The organism is Allobosea robiniae (assembly GCF_900102525.1).
GTDB lineage: Bacteria > Pseudomonadota > Alphaproteobacteria > Rhizobiales > Beijerinckiaceae > Allobosea > Allobosea robiniae.
Map to the genome: position 1 here is coordinate 437,769 of NZ_FNBZ01000004.1, position 18,101 is coordinate 455,869.

Here is an 18,101-nt window from a genome sequence, read left to right on the forward strand (position 1 = left end):
GATAATGAGTGGCGGCCACTCAAAAGACATAGACAAGCCATGTGGAGGGAGCAGGATCGGCGCTGCAGTTGTCTCCATCCGCTTTTGGAAATGACCGCTGGCGGCGCGCATTGACGCCGCCTAGGCGGAGACCTGTCATGCATACCGGAAAAGGCTCTTTGGTCCTGCGCAATGGGCGCAGGCTCCCTCTCACCTTCCAATTTGGCAGTGACTACGACGATACCCGCGCAGGCCATCTTCTCTGCGATACATCCGCACTCGACCCGGCATTGCTGCAGGATCGGCTGCATATCGTTTGCGATGACGGAACTTCTATCGTCGTTGCGGTGATGCACTCCAGTGATCGATATCTGGCGGTCACAGGGCGGGTTCTGCCGGCGGCTGCCTGATACAGCTCTGCCATCATAAGTAGATGCGCGAGAGGCCGCGTGGCCACTTGATCGGCCCAGCGGCGGCGAAGTGCCCATCACCGCGTCAGCGATCGAGCCAAGCCAAAATCAAGCACTGACCGGGCCAAGGAAGCTCAAATGCAGCGCACCCCGAAAACTGGATAATTACGCGGTGGCGGCATGATACGCGCAACCGCATGCGTCCGGATCGATGCTGTGGGAACCGGGGTGCTATCCGATGAAGATGCTTCCGATGGCCGGGATCGCGGCGGCAGTGGGATTCGCCAGCCTGAGCGGCTTGACTGCGTCAGACGCCGTCTGGGCCAGGCTTTCCCCTTCCTGCCAGGTCAAGGGAAACATCAGCATCAATACGGGGGAACGCATCTACCACGTCCCCGGCCAGCGCCGTTATCTCGAGACCAATATCAGCCCGCAACACGGCGAGCGCTGGTTCTGCACGGCCGAGGACGCCGAACGCGCGGGATGGAGGCCAGCAAGAAGCTGAAACGAAAAAGACCCGGCGGCGCGCGAGCGGCCGGCCTCCCTGTCCGCTCTTGACCCATAGCCGACGTCGGGAACGTCTGCTTCAGGGCAGTCTGGCGAGGTTGGCAGTCAGGCGGCCGAAGCTGACCCCTTGCTGACATCCGGAGAGTTCGGTTCCGGACGATCCAGTTCATCAATGGCGGCGCAACCGGTCGAGAACCGCTTCATGCAGTGTCGGGCTGCCGCTCGCCACGACACAGCGATGGCCGGAATGGATCGTGAGCTCGCGGCCTTCCCAATCGGTGATCGCGCCGCCGGCATTGCGCACGATCGGCGTCAGCGCGCAGTAGTCGAACGGATCGAGCCCGCCATCGAGGCTGATGTCGAGCGCGCCGTCCGAGACCCGGCCATAGGCGTGGCAGCCGCCGCCATAGACGCACCACTTCGTATCGCTGCGCAGGCGCTCGAAGGCGGCACGCTCGCCGGCGTCGAATGGCTCGGGATTGCCGTTGCCGAGGATGGCATCGGCCAGCGATGCCCCCTTACGGGTCTGGACCGTCTCGCCATTGCGGCGCGTCGGCAGGCCGTCGCCACCGATCCAGCGCTCCGCCGTGACGGGGTTGTCGATGACGCCGAGGATCGGCGTGCCCTTGTAGGCCAGAGCGATCAGCGTGCCGAAGGTCGGGATGCCCGTGATGAAGGCCTTGGTGCCGTCGATCGGGTCGATGATCCAGACGAAGTCACGGTCGAGCCCGATGGATTCGTATTCCTCGCCGAGGATGCCGTGATCGGGATGGGCGATGGCGATCTCGCGACGCAGGCTGTCCTCGACTCGGCGGTCGATCTCGGTGACCGGGCTGTGATCGGCCTTGGTGTCGAAGCTGCGGCCCTTGGCGATGGCTTCGCGGATGATCGCGCCACTGCGATCGGCGAGCCGCTCGGCGAAACCGGCGAAGGCGTGGATGTCAGGCTTGGACATGAGCTTCTCCGGCGATCACCGCCGTGGTGCTGGCGGGCGCGCGCTGGTGTCTGGCGAGCCGGTATTCGAGGGCTCGCAGGGCTGCGGTCAGGATGGCGGCGATGACGAGGTAGATCGCTGCCGCGGTCACGAAGAGCTCGTAGGGCGCGAAGGTGCGCGCCACGATTGTATTGGCGGTGCCCGTCAGCTCCATGAGCGTGATGGTGCTCGCCAGCGACGTCGCCTTGAGCATGCTGACGATCTCGTTGGCATAGGCCGGGAGAGCAAGCCGGAAGGCGCGCGGCAGGATGATGACGCGATAGGCCAACGGGCCGGACATGCCGCAGGCATGAGCGGCCTCGATCTCGCCGGCCGGCACCGCCTGGATCGCGCCGCGCAGGATATTCGCCGTATAGGCGGCGGTATGCAGCGAGAAGGTCAGGACGGCGCAGAACCACGGCTCCCGGATGAAGGGCCAGAGCGCGCTCTCGCGGACGAAGTCGAACTGCGACAGCCCGTAATAGACCAGGAAGATCTGGACCAGGAGCGGCGTGCCCCTGAAGAACGAGATGTAGAAGGCGATTGCCGCGCGGACTGGGCCGGGCGCTTCCAGCCGGGCGATCGCCATCGGCACGGCCAGCGCCATGCCGAGCACGAGAGCGGCAGTCAGGAGTTGCAGGCTGAGCCAGGTGCCTTCCAGCAGCGCCGGCAGGCTCTCGATCATGAGGCTCGGGTTCATCGCGCCAGCTCCCGTTCGCCACGGCTGGCGCGGCGTTCCAGTTTCGCGACGATGAGCCCGTTGCTGGTGGTCAGCGCGTAGAAGATGATCGCGGCGATCAGGTAGAAGCGGAAGGGCTCGCCCGTGACAGCCGTCGCCATGCCGCTGACCCGCATGATCTCCTCCAGCCCGACGACCGAGATGAGCGAGGTGTCCTTGATCAACGAGATCCAGTTATTGCCGAGTCCCGGCAGGGCGAAGCGCCAGATCTGCGGCAGGCGCACCGTCGTGAAAGCGTCCCACCAGGAGAAGCCGAAGGCCTCCGCCGCCTCGATCTGGCCTTTCGGGATGGCGAGGAAGGCGCCGCGCAGCACCTCCGCGGCATAGCCGCCGAAGACGAGGCTGAGCGCGAAGACGCCGGCGGCGAAGGCGGGAATCTCGACGAAACCCGCTGCCATCCCGATCGACTTGGCGAGCCCGGTCAGCGTGACCGAGCCGCCGAAATAGATGATCAGGATGATCAGCAGTTCCGGTGTGCCGCGCATGATCAGCGTGAACAGGAAGCCGAGCTGCCGGACCAGCCACCAGCGGGAGAGCTGGGCGAGCGCGCCGAGAACGCCCCAGACGAGCCCGAGCGCCAGCGCGGCGAAGGCGACTTCCAGGGTCGTCAGCGCGCCGTGCAGGAGCTGGCCGCCCCAGCCCATCAGGACATCCATCGTCACGACCTCCGCCGCTCTCGGGTCCGCTGCCTCGTCGCGCGATCAGGGCAGGACGCTGAACGACCAGTAGCGATCGTTGATGGCCTTGAAGGAGCCGTCCTTGAACGAGGCGTTCAGCGCCGCGTCGATCTGGTCGCGCAGCGCGCTGTCTTCCTTGCGGAGCGCCACGCCGACGCCGGGACCGAACAGGGCGATATTGTTGATCTCCGGGCCGACGAAATGGAATTTTTCGCCGCGCGGCTTCTGCAGGAAATCGCCATCGAGCTTGATCGGCCCGGCGAAGGCCAGGTCGATCCGGCCCGATTGCAGGTCGAGCAGTAGATTGTCGACCGTGTCGTATTGCGCGAGCTTCACGCCCGGAAATTCCTTTGTCATAAACTGCTCGTAAGTCGAGGAGCGCTGCAGCCCGACCGTCTTGCCGGCCAGCGCCTTCGGGTCCGGCTTGCCGTCGGCTGAGACCGGCTGGAGGTTCAGCGTCTTGGCGCCGACGAAGCGGGCGGTGGAGGAGCGGTAGGGCACGCTGAAATCGATCGACTTCTTGCGCTCGTCGGTGATCGACATGCTCGCCACGATCAGGTCGAACTTACCGGCGAGCAGCGCCGGGATCATGCCGTCCCATTGCTGGCAGACGAAGACGAGATTGGCGTTCAGGCGCTTGCCGATCTCGCGGGCGACATCGATGTCGAAGCCCTGCAATTCACCCTTGGCGTCGCGATAGTTGAAGGGCGGATAGGTGCATTCGCTGCCGACCTTGATGTCTCTTGCCGCGGCTCCCGTCGTCAAGGCACTGAGCAATCCGGCGGCGACGAGTATGGGCTTCAGCATGTCGTTCTCCCCTTTGAATTGACGGCTCGATTCACAGGACGCGTTGCAGGAAGGCGCGGCAGCGCTCAGAACGCGGGTTGCCGAGGACCTGTTCGGGCGGGCCGCGCTCCTCGACGACGCCCTGGTGCAGGAACAGCACCTCGCTGGAGATCTCGCGGGCGAAGCCCATCTCATGCGTAACGATGATCATGGTGCGCCCCTCGGCGGCGAGCGTGCGCATCACCGCGAGCACCTCGCCGACCAGTTCGGGATCGAGCGCCGATGTCGGCTCGTCGAAGAGCAGCAGCGCCGGTTCCATCGCCAGCGCCCGGGCGATGCCGACGCGCTGCTGCTGCCCGCCGGATATATGGGCGGGATAGGCGTGGCGCTTCTCGATCAGCCCGACCTTTTCGAGATAGGCCTCGGCGCGCTCCGTCGCCTCCTTGCGGCTGAGGCCGAGCACCTTGATCGGTGCCACCGCGATGTTCTCCAGCACGGTCAGGTGCGTCCAGAGGTTGAAGCTCTGGAACACCATGCCGATACGGCTGCGCATCCGGTTGATCTGCTTGCGGTCGAGCTGGGCCCGGCCGCCGCCTTGCTGCGCCAGCCGGACCGTCTCGCCCTCGAAGCGGATGGTGCCGGCATCGGGCAGTTCGAGGAAGTTGATGCAGCGCAGGAAGGTGCTCTTGCCCGAGCCGCTGGCGCCGATCATCGTCACGACGTCATGGCTGCGGGCCGTCAGGTCCAGTCCCTTGAGGACGGCCAGGTCCCCGAAGCTCTTCCGGATACCCTTGACCTCCAGGACGGTGCTGCGTTCGACGTTCATGAGGGCTCCGCTGCTGACGGCAGAATGTGAGGCGGTTCGTGGCCCCCCAAGGTCCAATTCGGAGCTTTCGCTAGGGTCCAGTTCCCGACGTCGCACAAAAGGGCGGCAGGCTGGGTCCGTGGCGGGCGCCTATTGCATCGTCACGCGGCGTTAGGCCCCGTCGCAGGCGGCATCGATCGCCTCGGCCACCGCCTCGACACAGGCCGGCAGCTTTTCGGTCAGGGTGTTGCCGAAGCCGAGGATCAATCCCTGCCGTGCAGGCCCGCGGCAATAGCGCGACAAGGCCGGGCAGTCGAAGCCGCGGTGCAGAAGCGCCGTCGCGGCCGCGACATCGTCGAACGAGATGCGTGGCCGAACCGTCATGTGCAGTCCCGCCGTCACATAGGGTATGACGAAGCGGTCGCCGATGCGCTGCTGCAGCCCGTCTGCCAGCAGGAGCGAGCGTTCCCGATAGATCGCCCGCATCCGGCGCAGATGCGCCGCCAGATGCCCCTCCGCCATGAAGGCCGCGACCAGCGCCTGGTCCGGCTGCGGCGCATAGAGCGAGAAGACGCGTTGCGCCTGGGTGAAGGCCTCGACAAGGCCCGGCGGCACGACGAGATAGGCCAGTCTCAAACCGGGCGCCAAGGCGCGGTTGAAGGAGCTGGTGTAGATGACGCGCTCTTGCGTGTCTGTGGCGAAGAGCGGCGGCTGCGCCTGTCCCAACCAGCGGATCTCGCTGTTGAAATCATCCTCCAGCACCCAGCCGCCATGAGCTTGCGCCCAGGCAAGCAAAGCCTGGCGTCGCGCGGACGGCATCGACGATCCGTACGGGAACTGCTCGACCGGTGAGACGACGACCAGCTTCGGCAGCGTTCCTCCGTCCGCCTGCGTCGGAAGGGCGGCCGCGTCGAGGCCCATCTCGTCGATCGGCACAGGGTGGATTCGCACGCCGCTGAGCTCGAACGTGGCAAGTTCGGTCAGGTGGCCGGGATCCTCGACCGCGACCACGTCTCCGGCATCGAGCAGGACATGGGCGACGAGCGCCGCCGCCTGGAGCGTGCTGCCGATGACGATGACCTGTTCCGGCGCGCAGGCCAGGCCGCGTGCTTCCGCGAGATAGGCCGCGATCTGGTGGGTGAGGCCGGCGCGCGGATGGCCCACGCCGTAGCCCGTCTGCGAGATCGCGCGGGAACGCCAGTGCCGGGCCGCGATCCGGCTGAAGATGTCGTAGGGAAATTCGTCGAGGGCAGGCACGCCTGGGCTGAGGCCCAGCGTCTCGGAGCGCTCGGGCGGCAGGTGGAACGCGAGCAGACGAGTCGCGCGCTCCGACAGGGCCGTCTTGCCGGGAGGTGGCGCGGGCGGAGCGGGCCTGGCTCGCGTCTGGTGATCCTCGGGCAGGACCCTGTCGACGAAGGTGCCGGAGCCATGGGCGCGCCGGACATAGCCTTCAGCTTCCAGGCGGTCATAGGCCTGAACCACCGTGTTGCGGGCGAGAGCCAATTCCTTGGCCAGCGTGCGGCTGGGGGGCAGGCGCGTCCCGCGCGGAATCACACCTTCGGTGATGCCCGTCTGGAACCGGGCGAATATCTGCTCGTAGAGCGGGATCTCACTGTCGCGCTCGAGCCTGATCAGGTTCCAGACGGGATAGTTGAACTGGTTGGCCATTCGCCCTCGTCAGGCTGACACACTCCTTCCGAATGGACGCGGGCGCCGGATTCTCCAAGCGGATTTCGCGGAACGGCGTTCGAATACGAGGCCGAGGGTGCCCTACGGCGCTTTCAGTCCGAAGACGGCCTCCGCCGTCTCTCCGGCCGTCAGGGCCGCCTCCCATTTCGCCTCCAGCACCAGCCGGGCTTCGGCATCGGCGATGCGGGCGCGGATCGTCGCGGGCGTCAGGGCAACCAGCCCGTCATCGTCGCCGATCAGGAGGTCGCCGGGCGAGACGATCGCGCCGCCGATCGTCACCGGCCGGTTGATCTCGCCGCGCTCGGCCGAGGACGGTCCGCGTGGCGTCACCGAGCGCGCGAAGACCGAAAAATCCGTCCAGCTCGCGAGCATCCCGACATCGCGGATCGCCCCGTCGCAGACGATGCCCACGGCGCCCTTGCGGCGGATGTGACCGCCGAGGATCTCCCCGATCATCGCGCTCTCCGCGTGCCCTGCCGCCGCGATGACGAGGACGTCGCCGGGGCCGATGACGTCCATCGCGCGCACGACCGAGCCGAAATCCGGCGCCTCGCAGAAGGCGGTCACCGCGCGTCCGAACAGGCGCGGCTGCTGACCAGGCGGCATCAGGGGGCGGATGGCAGGGTCGATCTGGTTGAGATTGCGACCGAGATCGACTGCGACCGCGACGGGGATCGCGCGCCAGCGCTCGATCTCGGCCTGTGTCAGGTCGCTTTGCGGAACGGGGTGGATGGTCACGGGCATGATCTTGTCCTCATCTGTCGCGGCACGGCGCATTGGCGCCGATCGGCAGGGTTTGCGTCAGCCGCGAATCCGCGACCCCATGTGGCTTTTCAGGACGTTGCCGAGCGCCGTGATGCCGGCGACGAGCCGCTCATCCGTCTGGGTCGAGTAGCTCAGGCGGGCATGGTTCGGCCGCTGGTCCAGCGCGAAGAAGGTCGCGCCGGGCACATAGGCGACGCGGGCCTCCGGCAGCGCATGGTCGAGCATGAAGGCGGCCGTGTCGAAGCCTTCCGGGAAGGTCAGCCAGGTGAAGAGTCCGCCGCTTGCATCCGTGCAGGCGATCTCCTGCGGGAAGCTCTGCCGGATCGTGTCCAGCATCAGGTTCTTCTTGTGGCGATAGGCGCTGCGGATCGTGCCGATATGCGCGTCGATGTCGTAATCCGCCAGGAAGCGCGAGGCGACCGCCATGTTGAGCGTGCTCGTCTGCGTATCGGCCGCGAGCTTGAGCAGGCCGAGTTGCTCGATGAGGTCGGTCGAGGCCACGGCCCAGCCAAGCCGGAGGCCAGGCGCCAGGATCTTCGAGAAACTGCCGAGATAGATCACGCGGCCTTCGGTATCGAAGCTCTTGATCGGCGGGATGCGCTCGCCCTCGAAGCGGATCTCGCGATAGGGCGAATCCTCGAGGATGATGATGTCATGGGCATTGGCGATCTCGACCAGGCGCTTGCGACGCGCCAGGCTCATGGTGACACCGGTCGGATTGTGGAAATCCGGAACCGTGTAGATGAACTTCGCGCCCGGATTGGCCTTCAGAGCCGCGTCGAGCGCCTCGACATCCATGCCGTCCTCGTCCATGCCGACGGTGACATAGCGCGGCTCGCAAGGGTTGAAGGCGATCAGCGCGCCGAGGAAGGTCGGGTCCTCGACGACGATGACGTCGTCCTTGTCGACCAGCATCTTGGCGACGAGGTCGAGCCCCTGCTGGCCGCCCTGGAGGATCAGTACCTCGTCGGTGGTGCAGGGCACGCCGTCGCGCGTCATGCGCTCGGCGATCTGACGGCGCAGCAGCGGCATGCCGTTCGAGACGGTGTATTGCAGCGCCTCCTGTCCGTTCTCGGCCAGCGTCTTGCGGAAGACCTCGTCGAGCCCCGCGATCGGGAACAACGAGGCGTCGGGATAGCCGCCGCCGAAGGAGATCACATTGGGATCGGCACCGAGCCGCAGGAGTTCGCGGATGGCCGATGGTTTGACCCGGCTCATCCGGGCAGCGAGGCGAGACGTCATGATCGTACTTTCCGGCACTCAAGTGATGACATTGAGTTCGACGGCGCCGATGCCTTCGAGCTCGAAGCGATAGATTTCGCTCTCGGTCGGGAAGCGGGTGGTGACGAGGCTGCCGGTCATCACGATCTCGCCGGATTTCAGGCTCTGCCCCTTTGCCGCCAGCGCATTGGCGAGCCAGGCGAGCGGCGCGAAGGGATGGCCCAGCGCGTCGCGACCATAGCCGCGATCGATCTCCGTGCCATTATGGCTGATCGTGCCCGAGACGGCGTCCAGCGCCGGCCAATCGCTGCAGAATCTCGACAGGATCACGCCGCCATTCCAGGAGTTGTCGGCGACCAGCGAAAGCACGTCGAGCTCGGCATAATCGGCGGCCCGGTCGTCGACGATCTCGATCGCGGCGCAGACGCCGGCGACATGGGCCGCGATGCTCTCCTGCGTCCAGGCCGGCCCTCCGATGGGGAGATCGCTGGCCATGCGCACCGCGATCTCGAATTCGAGACCCATGCGGCCGTAATCGGCGATGGCGAGGCGTGCGCCGGAATGATGCAGCCGGTCGGCCAGTACGACGCCCGCGATCGGATGGGGAATGCCGCACATCGTCTGCATGCGCTGCGAGGTCAGGCCGATCTTGTAGCCGACGGCAGCGCCGCAGCGCGGCTTCAGCAGCGAGACATAGCGCTCCTGCACCGCGTAGGAATCCTCGAGCGAGGCGATGCCGTTCGCCGCGGCGAAGGGCCGGAACTGCTCGTTCCGGTCATGCTCGTCGATCAGCCTGTTGGCCAATCCGTCCGTGTCGATCATCCCGTCCTCCTGTCCCGGTCCTGCTGATGCCCGGGGTAGCGATCGATTCCAAAAAGCCCTAGGCGGCGGCCATGATCTCGGCAAAGCGCCGCACCGCCGGAGTTATGCGTTCCGGCACGGTATTGCCGAAGCCGAAGACGAAACCCGTCGCCGTGCGGTCCTGCAAGCGGTAGCGCGACAAGGCAGGCGCATCGATGCCGCGCTGGCGCGCAGCATTGGTGACGGCCGCATCATCCAGCGGCCCCAGCGCGTGGGCCGTCAGGTGCAATCCCGCGGTGACATCTGGGATGAGGAGCCGGTCACTGAGAGCCTGACGCAGCGCGTCGACCAGGATGGTTGCCCGCTCGCGATAGATCAGCCGCATGCGCCGGACATGCTTGGCGAGAACGCCGCGGCCCATAATGTCGGCCACCATCTGCTGGAGGGGCGGCGGCAGGTAGCAGGAGAAGACGAGCTTCGCCCGGTAGAACAGCTCGACCAGGTCCGGCGGCAGCACCAGATAGGTCAGGCCCAGCGAGGGCGAGAAGATGCGGTTGATATTGCCGATGAAGATCACGCGCTGGTCGGCATCGAGCGAGAGCAGCGAGGCGAGCGGCTGGCGGTTGATGCCGATCGGGCTGCTGTAATCATACTCGATCACCCAGGCGTTGCGGGCCCGCGCCCAGGCGAGCAGGGAAAGCCGGCGCTCCATCGACATGGTCGAGCCATAGGGAAACTGGTTGGTCGGCGAAGCGATCACCATGCGGGCATCATGCGTTTCCGGCCCGAAGCGATCGATGCAGAGCCCCTCCAGATCGACGCGCTGCGGCAGGATGCGGGCGCCGTTCGCCACCATCGCTGCCGTCCGCGTCGGATAGCCGGGGTCCTCGATGACGACGCCGTCGCCAGGGTCGAGCAGCAATTGCGCCAGCAGGATGAAGGCCTGCGTCGTGCTGGCGACAACGGCGATCTGCTCCGGCCGGCAAGGCACGCCTTCGTATTCCCCCAGATATTTCGCGATCTGCTGGCGCAAGGCGGGCAGGCCGAGGCGCTCGCTGAAATTGAACTGGGGCCAGGGCTCCGAACCCCAGTACTCGGCGGTGCTGCGGCTGATATCCGCGAACGGCAACTCGTCCAGCGCCGGCAGCAGGGGGCTGAGATCGTAGCCGAGCTCGCGCTCGCTCGGCAGCGGCAGCCCCATCAGGGCGCAGCCGCGCGCCGCCAACACGCGCGGCTGCGGGGGCGGCTGCGGAGCGGGCGACGGCTCGCCGATCCGGCGGTGCATGTCTTCGGGCAGATCCTTCTCGATATAGGTGCCCGCGCCTGTACGCCCATGCGCGTAGCCTTCGTTCTTCAGGCGGTTATAGGCGAGCACGATGGTCGATCGGGAGACGCCGAGCTCGTCGGCCAGCTTGCGCGAAGGCGGCAGATGCATGCCGCGGGGGATCGCGCCGTCGACGACCAGCGCCCGAATTTGCCCGGCGATCTGGTCATAGAGCGGCTCCGGCCCGTCCGGCGCCAACGCGATCGTGTTCCAGAAAGGGTAGTTGAAGCTCGCGTTCATATCCTGTCGCGGTCGGGGCGGGTCCGGTCGGTAGCTCTCGGCGATTGAGCGGCGCGTCGCACGAGCGGTCAAGCATGTCGCCGGATTGGTATGCTCGACTCGAAAGAATTGGTACTTGAGGCTGTTTTTAGCCGTCGGTACCGTCCCTGCCAATCGCGATCGGACAAAGCCGGTCATCCAGCGCAAGCGGAGGGGAAAACGTGTCTCGACCCGAGGCGAAGACCGTCCTCACGGCGGACGGCATCCACAAGAGCTATGGCGACTTCCCGGTTCTCAAGGGCGTCAGCCTGGCAGCCCGCGAACGCGACGTCATTTGCATGATCGGGGCGAGCGGCTCGGGGAAAAGCACCTTCCTGCGCTGCATCAACCTCCTTGAAACGCCCGAAGCCGGCTCGATCCACTTCGAAGGCGAGCAGCTGAACCTCGGGCGCCGTGGCAATGGCGCTGCGGCTCTGGACGCCCGCCAGATCAACCGCATCCGCAGCCGGATGGGCATGGTCTTCCAGAGCTTCAACCTCTGGAGCCACCTCACCGTCCTCGACAATGTCATGATCGCGCCGATCAAGGTTCTGGGCGTGCCCAAGGCGGAGGCCAAGGAGCGAGCCGAGATCTTGCTCGCCAAGGTCGGCCTGTTCGACAAGCGCTTCCACTACCCCGCCCATATCTCCGGCGGCCAGCAGCAGCGCTGCGCCATTGCCCGTGCACTGGCCATGGAGCCCAAGCTCCTGCTTTTCGATGAGCCGACCTCGGCCCTCGATCCCGAACTGGTCGGCGAGGTGCTGGGCGTCATGCGGCAGCTCGCGGAAGAGGGACGCACCATGATCGTCGTGACCCATGAAATGGCCTTCGCTCGCGAAGTCTCGAACGAGGTGCTCTTCCTTCACGAGGGGAAGATCGAAGAGCGCGACACGCCGGAGAACATCTTCGGCAATCCGACGTCCGAGCGGTGCAGGCGCTTCCTGCAGCGGGTTCTGTGAGGAGAAGAACCATGAAGAAGACGGCACTCACCCTACTGACCGGCGCAGCGCTGCTGCTGGCCGGCTCCGCCTTCGCCCGCGAGGTCAAGGTTGGCACCGAATGCACCAACCCGCCCTTCAACTATCGTACGGCGGGCGGAGAGCTGACCGGCTTCGACGTCGACCTCGCCCGCGAGATCGGCAAGCGGGCGGGCTTCGAGTTGCAATTCGTCTGCCAGGCATTCGAGGGACTGATACCGGCCCTCTCGGCCCGCAAGTTCGATCTCATCCTCGCCAGCCTTTCGATCACGGAAGCGCGCCAGAAGAGCATCGATTTCAGCATTCCCTATCGCGCCTCGACCGGCCGCTTCGTCGGCCCGAAGGGTTCCAAGCTGCAGCCTGTGACCGCGGATGGGAAGCCAAATCCCAAGGCGCTCGACGGCAAGGTCGTGGGCATGATCCGCGCCAGCACCTATGACCGCTATTTCACCGAGCTGTTCCCCGGCGTGCAGATCTCGCGCTACGAGAATTACGAGACCTTGCTGCTCGACCTCATCTCGGGCCGGGTCGACCTGATCATGGCCGGACCGATCAAGATGGCCGGCTTCTTCGAGGACAAGCAGGGCAAGGACTTCGCCTTTGTCGGCCCCGAGCTGGAAAGCATCAAGTATTTCGGGCCGGGTGTCGGCGTCGGGCTGCGCAAGAACGAGCCGGAGCTGCTGGCCAAGGTCGACGAAGCGCTGAAGGGCATGTTCGCCGACGGCACCTTCAAGGCGATCAACCAGAAATACTGGAAGTTCACGGTCATGCCGAGCGTCTGGGCCGACTGAGCCGCCCCGGCTGCAAGGGCATGGTCCGATGCCGCAGGTGCCGGCCATGCCCGGCGCTATCCTCCCCTGACGGGAACGCAATATGACGGCAGACCTCTTTCAGGGCTGGGGCACCCAGCTCTTCTGGGGAACGATGGTCACGCTCAAGGTCGCGTTCCTGGCCTTGGCGGCGGGGCTCGTGATCGGGCTCCTCGTCGCGCTCGCCAAACTCTCTTCGTCGCGGTTTCTGCGAGCGGCCGGCGATCTCTACACCACCTGCATTCGCGGCACGCCGGAGCTGCTGATCATCCTGCTCGTCTATTTCGGCAGCACCGTCGCCTTGTCGGCCGCGCTGCGCTGGATCGGCGGGCCGAACACCTCTTTCGAGATGCCGGCGCTCGGCGCCGGCGTGCTGGCGCTGAGCCTGGTCTTCGGCGGCTACGCGGCCGAGATCTTCCGCGGCGCCTTTCTCGCCATTCCGCCCGGCCAGATCGAGGCGGCCAAGGCCTTCGGCATGTCGCCGCTGACGCTGTTCATCCATATCCGCCTGCCGCTGATGTGGCGCTACGCCCTGCCGGCGCTCGGCAATATCTGGATCTCGCTGATCAAGAACACCTCCCTGATCTCGGTGGTCGGCCTCGAGGAGCTGATGCGCGTCAGCTACATCGCGACCTCGGTGACGCGCAGCCCGTTCCATTTCTACATGCTGGCGGCGCTCATCTATCTCCTGCTGACGATCGCCAATTCCCTCGGCATCGAATGGCTGGAGACCCGCGCGAACCGCGGCGTCCGGAGGGTCTGATCATGGACCTCTCGCTCATGATCGAGAGCCTGCCGCGTCTGCTGGAAGGCGCGGTCCTCACCCTCAAGCTCCTGCTGCTGACGGAGCTCATCGGCTTCATCTGCGCGCTGCCGCTCGGCATCCTCTATGCCAATGGCAGCCGTGCCGCCCGCACGCCGATCTACGCCTTCGTCTATTTCTTCCGCGGCACGCCGCTCTTGGTGCAGATCTTCATCGTCTATTACGGGCTCGCGCAGTTCGATTTCGTCCGCCAGAGCGTCCTCTGGCCCTGGCTGCGCCAGCCCTTCGTCTGCGCCCTGCTCGCCTGCGCGCTGCATTCCACCGCCTATACGACGAACATCCTGCGCGGCGCGATCCAGGCCGTGCCGGCCGGCGAGGTCGAGGCGGCGCGCGCCTGCGGCATGTCGGCCTTCCAGGTCCAGCGCTTCATCGTGCTGCCGATCGCGTTCAGGCTGATGCTGCCCGCCTACAGCAACCAGGCGATCGGCATGCTGAAGGGCACCTCGCTCGCCAGCACGATCACGCTGATGGAATTGACCGGCGTCGCCAACACCATCGTCGCCAGCACCTTCCAGCCCTACGAGGTCTTCATCATGGCGGCGCTGATCTACCTCACGATCACGCTCGTGATCACGCGCTGCTTCAAATACCTCGAATATGCGCTGAGCAAGCACCAGCGCCCCCTCAAGAGCAGTGCTGCGATCCCCGGACAGGTCCGTCATGCCGACTAGCGACATCAGGAACTTCATTGCCTTCGCCCAGGGGCTGGCCGACGCAAGCGGCGCGATCATCCGCGAGGCCGCCAGCCGGAACAACGCCTTCGTTTCCAAGGGCGACGACAGCCCGGTCACGGAGATCGACCGCGGCGTCGAGACGGAACTGCGCCGCCGCATCGGCGCGGCCTTTCCGGATCACGGCATTCAGGGCGAGGAATTCGGCGCGCAGGCGACCGATGCCGAGTATGTCTGGGTGCTCGACCCGATCGACGGCACCAAGGCGTTTGTCGCCGGCATTCCGGTTTTCGGCACGCTGATCGCGCTCACCCGCCGCGGCATCCCGATCCTGGGCGTCATCGACCAGCCGATGACCCGCGAGCGCTGGATCGGTGCCGAAGGCTACCCGACCACGTTGAACGACACCCGCGTCGCGACCTCAGACCGGAAGCTCCTTACCGAGTCCGTCCTCTCGACCAGCAATATAGAGCTCTACGATCCCGAAACCTTGCCGGTTTTCCAGGCGCTGCGCACGTCGGTGCATTGGTGCGTCTATGGCGGGAGCTGCTACTCCTATGGGCGCCTCGCCTCAGGCGGGATCGATATCGCGATCGACCGCTTCACCACCCCGCATGACGTGCTCGCCCATGTCCCGGTCATCGCTAATGCCGGCGGCGTCATCTCCGACTGGGACGGCGCGCCGCTGACCCTGCATTCGAGTGGCCACTGCCTCGCGGCGGCCAATTCCGATCTGCACCGGGCGGCGCTCACCCAGATCGCGGCTCCGCGCGCCGGAATGATGTCGGCGGCGTGAGCCGTCCGAGCTGTGTACCAACTCAACCAGGCTAGCCGTCATGACCATCAAGCCCCGGACACGCAAAGAGATCGTCGAGGCCATGAAGGAGGCCGCGCGCATCGGCGGCGCCTCGCTCGCCGCGAATTTCGGGCGCCTCTCCGCGCTGCCCATCCTGGAAAAGGGTCCCTCGGACTTCGTCTCCGCCGCTGATATCGAATCTGAGCGCCTGATCGTCGCCCATCTCAACGCGAAGCTGCCCGAAGTCGCCGTGCTGGGCGAGGAGGGGGCGGCCTCTCCCGATGCCGGTAACGGGCTCAGGATCATCATCGACCCGCTGGATGGCACCAACAATTTCCTGCATGGCATCCCACAATTCTCGGCCTCCCTCGCCCTGATGGAGGGCGACGAGGTGACAGCCGGCGTGACCTTCAATCCGCTGAGCGGTGAGATGTTCTGGGCCGTGGCCGGGAAGGGCGCGTATCTCGGCGAGAAGCGACTGAACGGCTCCAGCCGCAAGTCCCTCGCGCATGCCGTCGTCGGAACCTGCTTCCCCTATAATGGCAAGGGTGACACCGAGAAGGCGGCTCGCGAGATGGCGGCGATCATGCCGCGCGTCTCAGGCATCCGCAGCCCGGGCTCGGCCGCGCTGGAGATCGCCTATGTCGCGGAAGGCCGTTTCGATGGCTTCTGGACCTCCGGTGCCAAGCTCGATCTCTGGGATCTCGCAGCAGGCGTGATTATCGCGCGGGAAGCAGGCTGCCTCGCGACCGAGATCGACGGCAAGGGCGATCCGCTTCGGTGCCGCAGCCTCGTCGTCGCGCCCAGGCAGTTCCATGGCCAGTTCATCGACATCTTTGGTCCGACCTGTGCGACAGGCGCACCGAACAAAACCGCTCTTGCCTAGCCACGATTTCAAAGTCCGGTTTGAAGTCACCTTTCAATGTCTGCAGCTGGCCGAAGGGGATTGTCGCAACCGGGCCGCGCGGATGCCTCGAGGAGACCGAGCGCAGCGAGATTCTCTCGACCGTACCCCTGGCCCCCGCGGTCTCAATGCACTCGTCATGGCGGAAGGTGTCATCGACGAGGAAGAACAGGCCAGGCGGGCTACGATGCAGGCTGCGCCACCGGCAGCTTCCACGTGCCGTTCAGATACGCGGCGCGGGGCCGGTAGAGCCGGAATGTGTAGTTCCACCCCTGCGTGATCGGCAGGCAGTTCGCGATCTTGCCGTCGCAGCCGCCGAACTGGATGTCGATCGCGCCGTCGGCGCTCTTCTTGCCGGTGATGCTGTTGACCGAATAGGCGTCGTAGTCGTTCTTCTGGAAGAAGCCCTTGTCGTTGTAGACGCTGATCGACCAGAACGCATCGACGGGGACATCCTTGAGCCTGAGCTTGTAGACCGTCTTGCCGTCGTTCTTGGCGGGGGTCACCGAAGGGTAGGATGCGTCCTTGTCGGGGTTTCCGCCCCAGCCGGACGCGGTGCCGAGCAGGTGCTTGACCGGATCGACCTTCCCCTTCGGGCCGAAAGCGTTGCTGAAGTCGCCTGACGCCGCGGAGAGCGTTTCCAGTGCCTCGCGGATCTTCTTCTGCTGAGCCAGATCCCAGTTCGGGGCCTCGAACTTGCCGGCCGACTTCTGCTGCACCTTCAGCGCATCCTGCAAGGCGTGAACCTGCGCAAGATCCTTGGCGTCGTTGGGATCGACAAGGATACGGACCGCAACGAACACGTAGCGGGTCCCGACCTTGGCCTTGGTGAGCGTCGTGGGGCCCGGCTTGTAGACCACCATCGGGGTGTAGTGGTCTTCACTGATGACCTGCATCGAGACGAAGCGCTTGCCGGCCTCTGGAAGGGTGATGGTCACCGAGTCGGCGTTGAGATCGAAGACCGCCTGGGAATAGAGCGTATCCCGGTTCATCCGGACCACGGGCTGCTTGTCGATCGGCGTCGGGGTCCTGTTATGGACGAACTTGCCGAGAGCACCCGCATCGACCGTTTTGGCCATATAGAAATCGGACTCGGCTCGCTTGAAGTTGTCGACGGTCACCGGAACCGGCTGTGCGGACGCCACGCAGGGCGCCAGAACCAGGAAACTCAGGCTGCAGGCCAACGTCATGCGCATTGAACGATACCTCATTGGTGTCTTTGATTGATGTGCTCATCGGACAGGCCCGAATGGCTCCGCACCCGTGCCTCGGCTGATCGTCGGCTACGCTCCGCCCGGCTGGAAATGTCCGGTTCCGAGCCCGCTACTGCGCGGACAGCGCGGCAGCCTCCGCGGCACATTCGGCGGTCGAGGGCAGCCGTTTCGCCTTCGCCGCCTTCACCTCCACTTTCGCGGCCTTGAGATCGGCGAGGAAGGTCGGGTCGGTCTGCAGCCGCGCGACGGTCGCCGCACCCATGATCCGCCCCGCATCGACATCGCTCTGCCAATGCGCGTCGCAGATCACGCGACTCTGCCCGAATTCGATGCCGCGCTTGAAGAGGGCATCCGCGCGCTCGGGGTTGATCTGCGCGAAGACGAGAGCCCAGCCCCAGCCGGCAGCCGTGTGGCCGGATGGATACGAGCCGTCGTTCCGCAGAATGGCCTCCTGATCCGCCCGGCAGGTCGCCTCGTTATGGACCACGAAGGGGCGGACCCGGTTGTACTTGTTCTTCACGCCATAGGTGGAGAGGCCGAAATCCGACAGCATCTTCTGCATCATCGCGTAGAGGCGTGGGGTCTGCTGGCCGTCGATCCGGACGCCCATCGCGCAGGAGAAGTTATCCGCGGCCTGCGGAAAGGCGAGATCGGCATCGGTAATAGCGAGCTTCCAGCGCGCGGTGTTGCGCAAGGGAATTGTCGTCTTGCGCGCTTCCTCGTCCCGGGCGAGCGCAGCCGAGTCCGCAGCGGGCGGCGCCCCGAGCAGGACAAGGCTGTCCGGCAGGTCGGACCGCTTCAGATAGCCCGGCGCGATCTTGAAATGCGGGTCGGTGACCTTGGGCTGGGCCTCGCCCGCCTGTGCCAGCGCCTGCCCGCAGAGCGCGAGCAGTGCCAGCAGGGAAACATGTGCGGCTCGCACCGCAGTCCCGGTCATCGACATTCCCATTCCTCTCGACATGGCGCGAACGCG

Annotated in this window: 21 protein-coding genes; 8 read left to right on the forward strand and 13 right to left on the reverse strand. The window is 65.6% G+C overall.

The window, feature by feature from the left end; genetic code table 11:
* The first annotated feature begins 137 nt into the window (after positions 1–137).
* Positions 138–389 carry a hypothetical protein gene (locus tag BLQ70_RS25365; RefSeq protein WP_113584836.1) on the forward strand — a complete coding sequence of 84 codons (252 nt, stop codon included), beginning with the start codon at positions 138–140 and terminating at the stop codon, positions 387–389.
* Positions 390–627: 238 nt separating this feature from the next.
* Positions 628–894 carry a sunset domain-containing protein gene (locus tag BLQ70_RS13920; protein WP_210184291.1) on the forward strand — a complete coding sequence of 89 codons (267 nt, stop codon included), beginning with the start codon at positions 628–630 and terminating at the stop codon, positions 892–894.
* Positions 895–1,065: 171 nt separating this feature from the next.
* Here the strand turns inward: BLQ70_RS13920 and BLQ70_RS13925 are convergent, their stop codons facing one another.
* The 10 genes from BLQ70_RS13925 to pdxR (BLQ70_RS13970) form a co-directional block, all read right to left on the reverse strand.
* A complete protein-coding gene (locus BLQ70_RS13925; RefSeq protein ID WP_061968636.1) occupies positions 1,066–1,851 on the reverse strand; it encodes an inositol monophosphatase family protein in 786 nt (261 codons plus the stop codon).
* On the reverse strand, positions 1,838–2,569 hold the full coding sequence (locus BLQ70_RS13930; RefSeq protein WP_091857498.1) for an ABC transporter permease: 732 nt from the start codon (positions 2,567–2,569) through the stop codon (positions 1,838–1,840). The genes BLQ70_RS13925 and BLQ70_RS13930 overlap by 14 nt, the downstream gene beginning before the upstream one ends.
* On the reverse strand, positions 2,566–3,264 hold the full coding sequence (locus tag BLQ70_RS13935; protein ID WP_091857500.1) for an ABC transporter permease: 699 nt from the start codon (positions 3,262–3,264) through the stop codon (positions 2,566–2,568). The genes BLQ70_RS13930 and BLQ70_RS13935 overlap by 4 nt, the downstream gene beginning before the upstream one ends.
* 45 nt (positions 3,265–3,309) lie before the next feature.
* Positions 3,310–4,092, reverse strand: coding sequence for a transporter substrate-binding domain-containing protein (locus BLQ70_RS13940; protein ID WP_091857502.1), 783 nt, complete (start codon positions 4,090–4,092; stop codon positions 3,310–3,312).
* A 31-nt stretch (positions 4,093–4,123) separates the two neighbouring features.
* Positions 4,124–4,897, reverse strand: coding sequence for an ABC transporter ATP-binding protein (locus BLQ70_RS13945; protein WP_091857505.1), 774 nt, complete (start codon positions 4,895–4,897; stop codon positions 4,124–4,126).
* Between the two features lie 150 nt (positions 4,898–5,047).
* Positions 5,048–6,544: a MocR-like pyridoxine biosynthesis transcription factor PdxR gene (pdxR, locus tag BLQ70_RS13950; protein ID WP_091857507.1), complete on the reverse strand. Its 1,497-nt coding sequence runs from the start codon at positions 6,542–6,544 to the stop codon at positions 5,048–5,050.
* 102 nt (positions 6,545–6,646) lie between these two features.
* The gene (locus BLQ70_RS13955) at positions 6,647–7,309 is read right to left on the reverse strand and encodes an RraA family protein (protein ID WP_091857812.1); all 663 of its coding nucleotides are present in this window, start codon (positions 7,307–7,309) and stop codon (positions 6,647–6,649) included.
* Between the two features lie 57 nt (positions 7,310–7,366).
* Entirely contained in the window at positions 7,367–8,572 is a 1,206-nt protein-coding gene (locus tag BLQ70_RS13960; RefSeq protein ID WP_170843411.1) for an aminotransferase-like domain-containing protein, read from the reverse strand.
* Between the two features lie 18 nt (positions 8,573–8,590).
* Positions 8,591–9,373 carry a 2-keto-4-pentenoate hydratase gene (locus tag BLQ70_RS13965; protein ID WP_091857511.1) on the reverse strand — a complete coding sequence of 261 codons (783 nt, stop codon included), beginning with the start codon at positions 9,371–9,373 and terminating at the stop codon, positions 8,591–8,593.
* A 58-nt stretch (positions 9,374–9,431) separates the two neighbouring features.
* Positions 9,432–10,916, reverse strand: a complete 1,485-nt coding sequence (gene pdxR, locus BLQ70_RS13970; protein ID WP_170843412.1) for a MocR-like pyridoxine biosynthesis transcription factor PdxR — start codon at positions 10,914–10,916, stop codon at positions 9,432–9,434.
* A gap of 200 nt (positions 10,917–11,116) precedes the next feature.
* Here pdxR (BLQ70_RS13970) and BLQ70_RS13975 point away from each other — a divergent pair, with 200 nt between their 5' ends.
* The 6 genes from BLQ70_RS13975 (at position 11,117) to BLQ70_RS14000 (ending at position 15,896) form a co-directional block, all read left to right on the forward strand.
* Positions 11,117–11,893 (forward strand): ABC transporter ATP-binding protein, encoded by a 777-nt coding sequence (locus BLQ70_RS13975; RefSeq protein ID WP_210184292.1) that lies wholly within the window; start codon positions 11,117–11,119, stop codon positions 11,891–11,893.
* Between the two features lie 11 nt (positions 11,894–11,904).
* Complete coding sequence (locus BLQ70_RS13980) at positions 11,905–12,702, forward strand: transporter substrate-binding domain-containing protein (RefSeq protein WP_091857514.1); 798 nt, start codon at positions 11,905–11,907, stop codon at positions 12,700–12,702.
* Positions 12,703–12,784: 82 nt separating this feature from the next.
* Positions 12,785–13,483 (forward strand): ABC transporter permease, encoded by a 699-nt coding sequence (locus tag BLQ70_RS13985; protein WP_061968616.1) that lies wholly within the window; start codon positions 12,785–12,787, stop codon positions 13,481–13,483.
* Between the two features lie 2 nt (positions 13,484–13,485).
* Positions 13,486–14,214, forward strand: a complete 729-nt coding sequence (locus BLQ70_RS13990; protein WP_091857515.1) for an ABC transporter permease — start codon at positions 13,486–13,488, stop codon at positions 14,212–14,214.
* A complete protein-coding gene (locus tag BLQ70_RS13995; RefSeq protein WP_091857516.1) occupies positions 14,204–15,010 on the forward strand; it encodes an inositol monophosphatase family protein in 807 nt (268 codons plus the stop codon). Before BLQ70_RS13990 ends, BLQ70_RS13995 begins: the two co-directional genes overlap by 11 nt.
* A 40-nt stretch (positions 15,011–15,050) precedes the next feature.
* Positions 15,051–15,896 carry an inositol monophosphatase family protein gene (locus BLQ70_RS14000; protein WP_091857518.1) on the forward strand — a complete coding sequence of 282 codons (846 nt, stop codon included), beginning with the start codon at positions 15,051–15,053 and terminating at the stop codon, positions 15,894–15,896.
* Here the strand turns inward: BLQ70_RS14000 and BLQ70_RS14005 are convergent.
* The 3 genes from BLQ70_RS14005 to BLQ70_RS14015 form a co-directional block, all read right to left on the reverse strand.
* Positions 15,835–16,107: a mechanosensitive ion channel domain-containing protein gene (locus tag BLQ70_RS14005; RefSeq protein ID WP_091857520.1), complete on the reverse strand. Its 273-nt coding sequence runs from the start codon at positions 16,105–16,107 to the stop codon at positions 15,835–15,837. The two genes, BLQ70_RS14000 and BLQ70_RS14005, sit on opposite strands and share 62 nt — an antisense overlap.
* Positions 16,097–17,110, reverse strand: coding sequence for a DUF1214 domain-containing protein (locus BLQ70_RS14010; protein ID WP_210184293.1), 1,014 nt, complete (start codon positions 17,108–17,110; stop codon positions 16,097–16,099). The genes BLQ70_RS14005 and BLQ70_RS14010 overlap by 11 nt, the downstream gene beginning before the upstream one ends.
* A gap of 127 nt (positions 17,111–17,237) precedes the next feature.
* On the reverse strand, positions 17,238–18,065 hold the full coding sequence (locus tag BLQ70_RS14015) for an acid phosphatase (RefSeq protein WP_091857816.1): 828 nt from the start codon (positions 18,063–18,065) through the stop codon (positions 17,238–17,240).
* Positions 18,066–18,101: the final 36 nt, after the last annotated feature.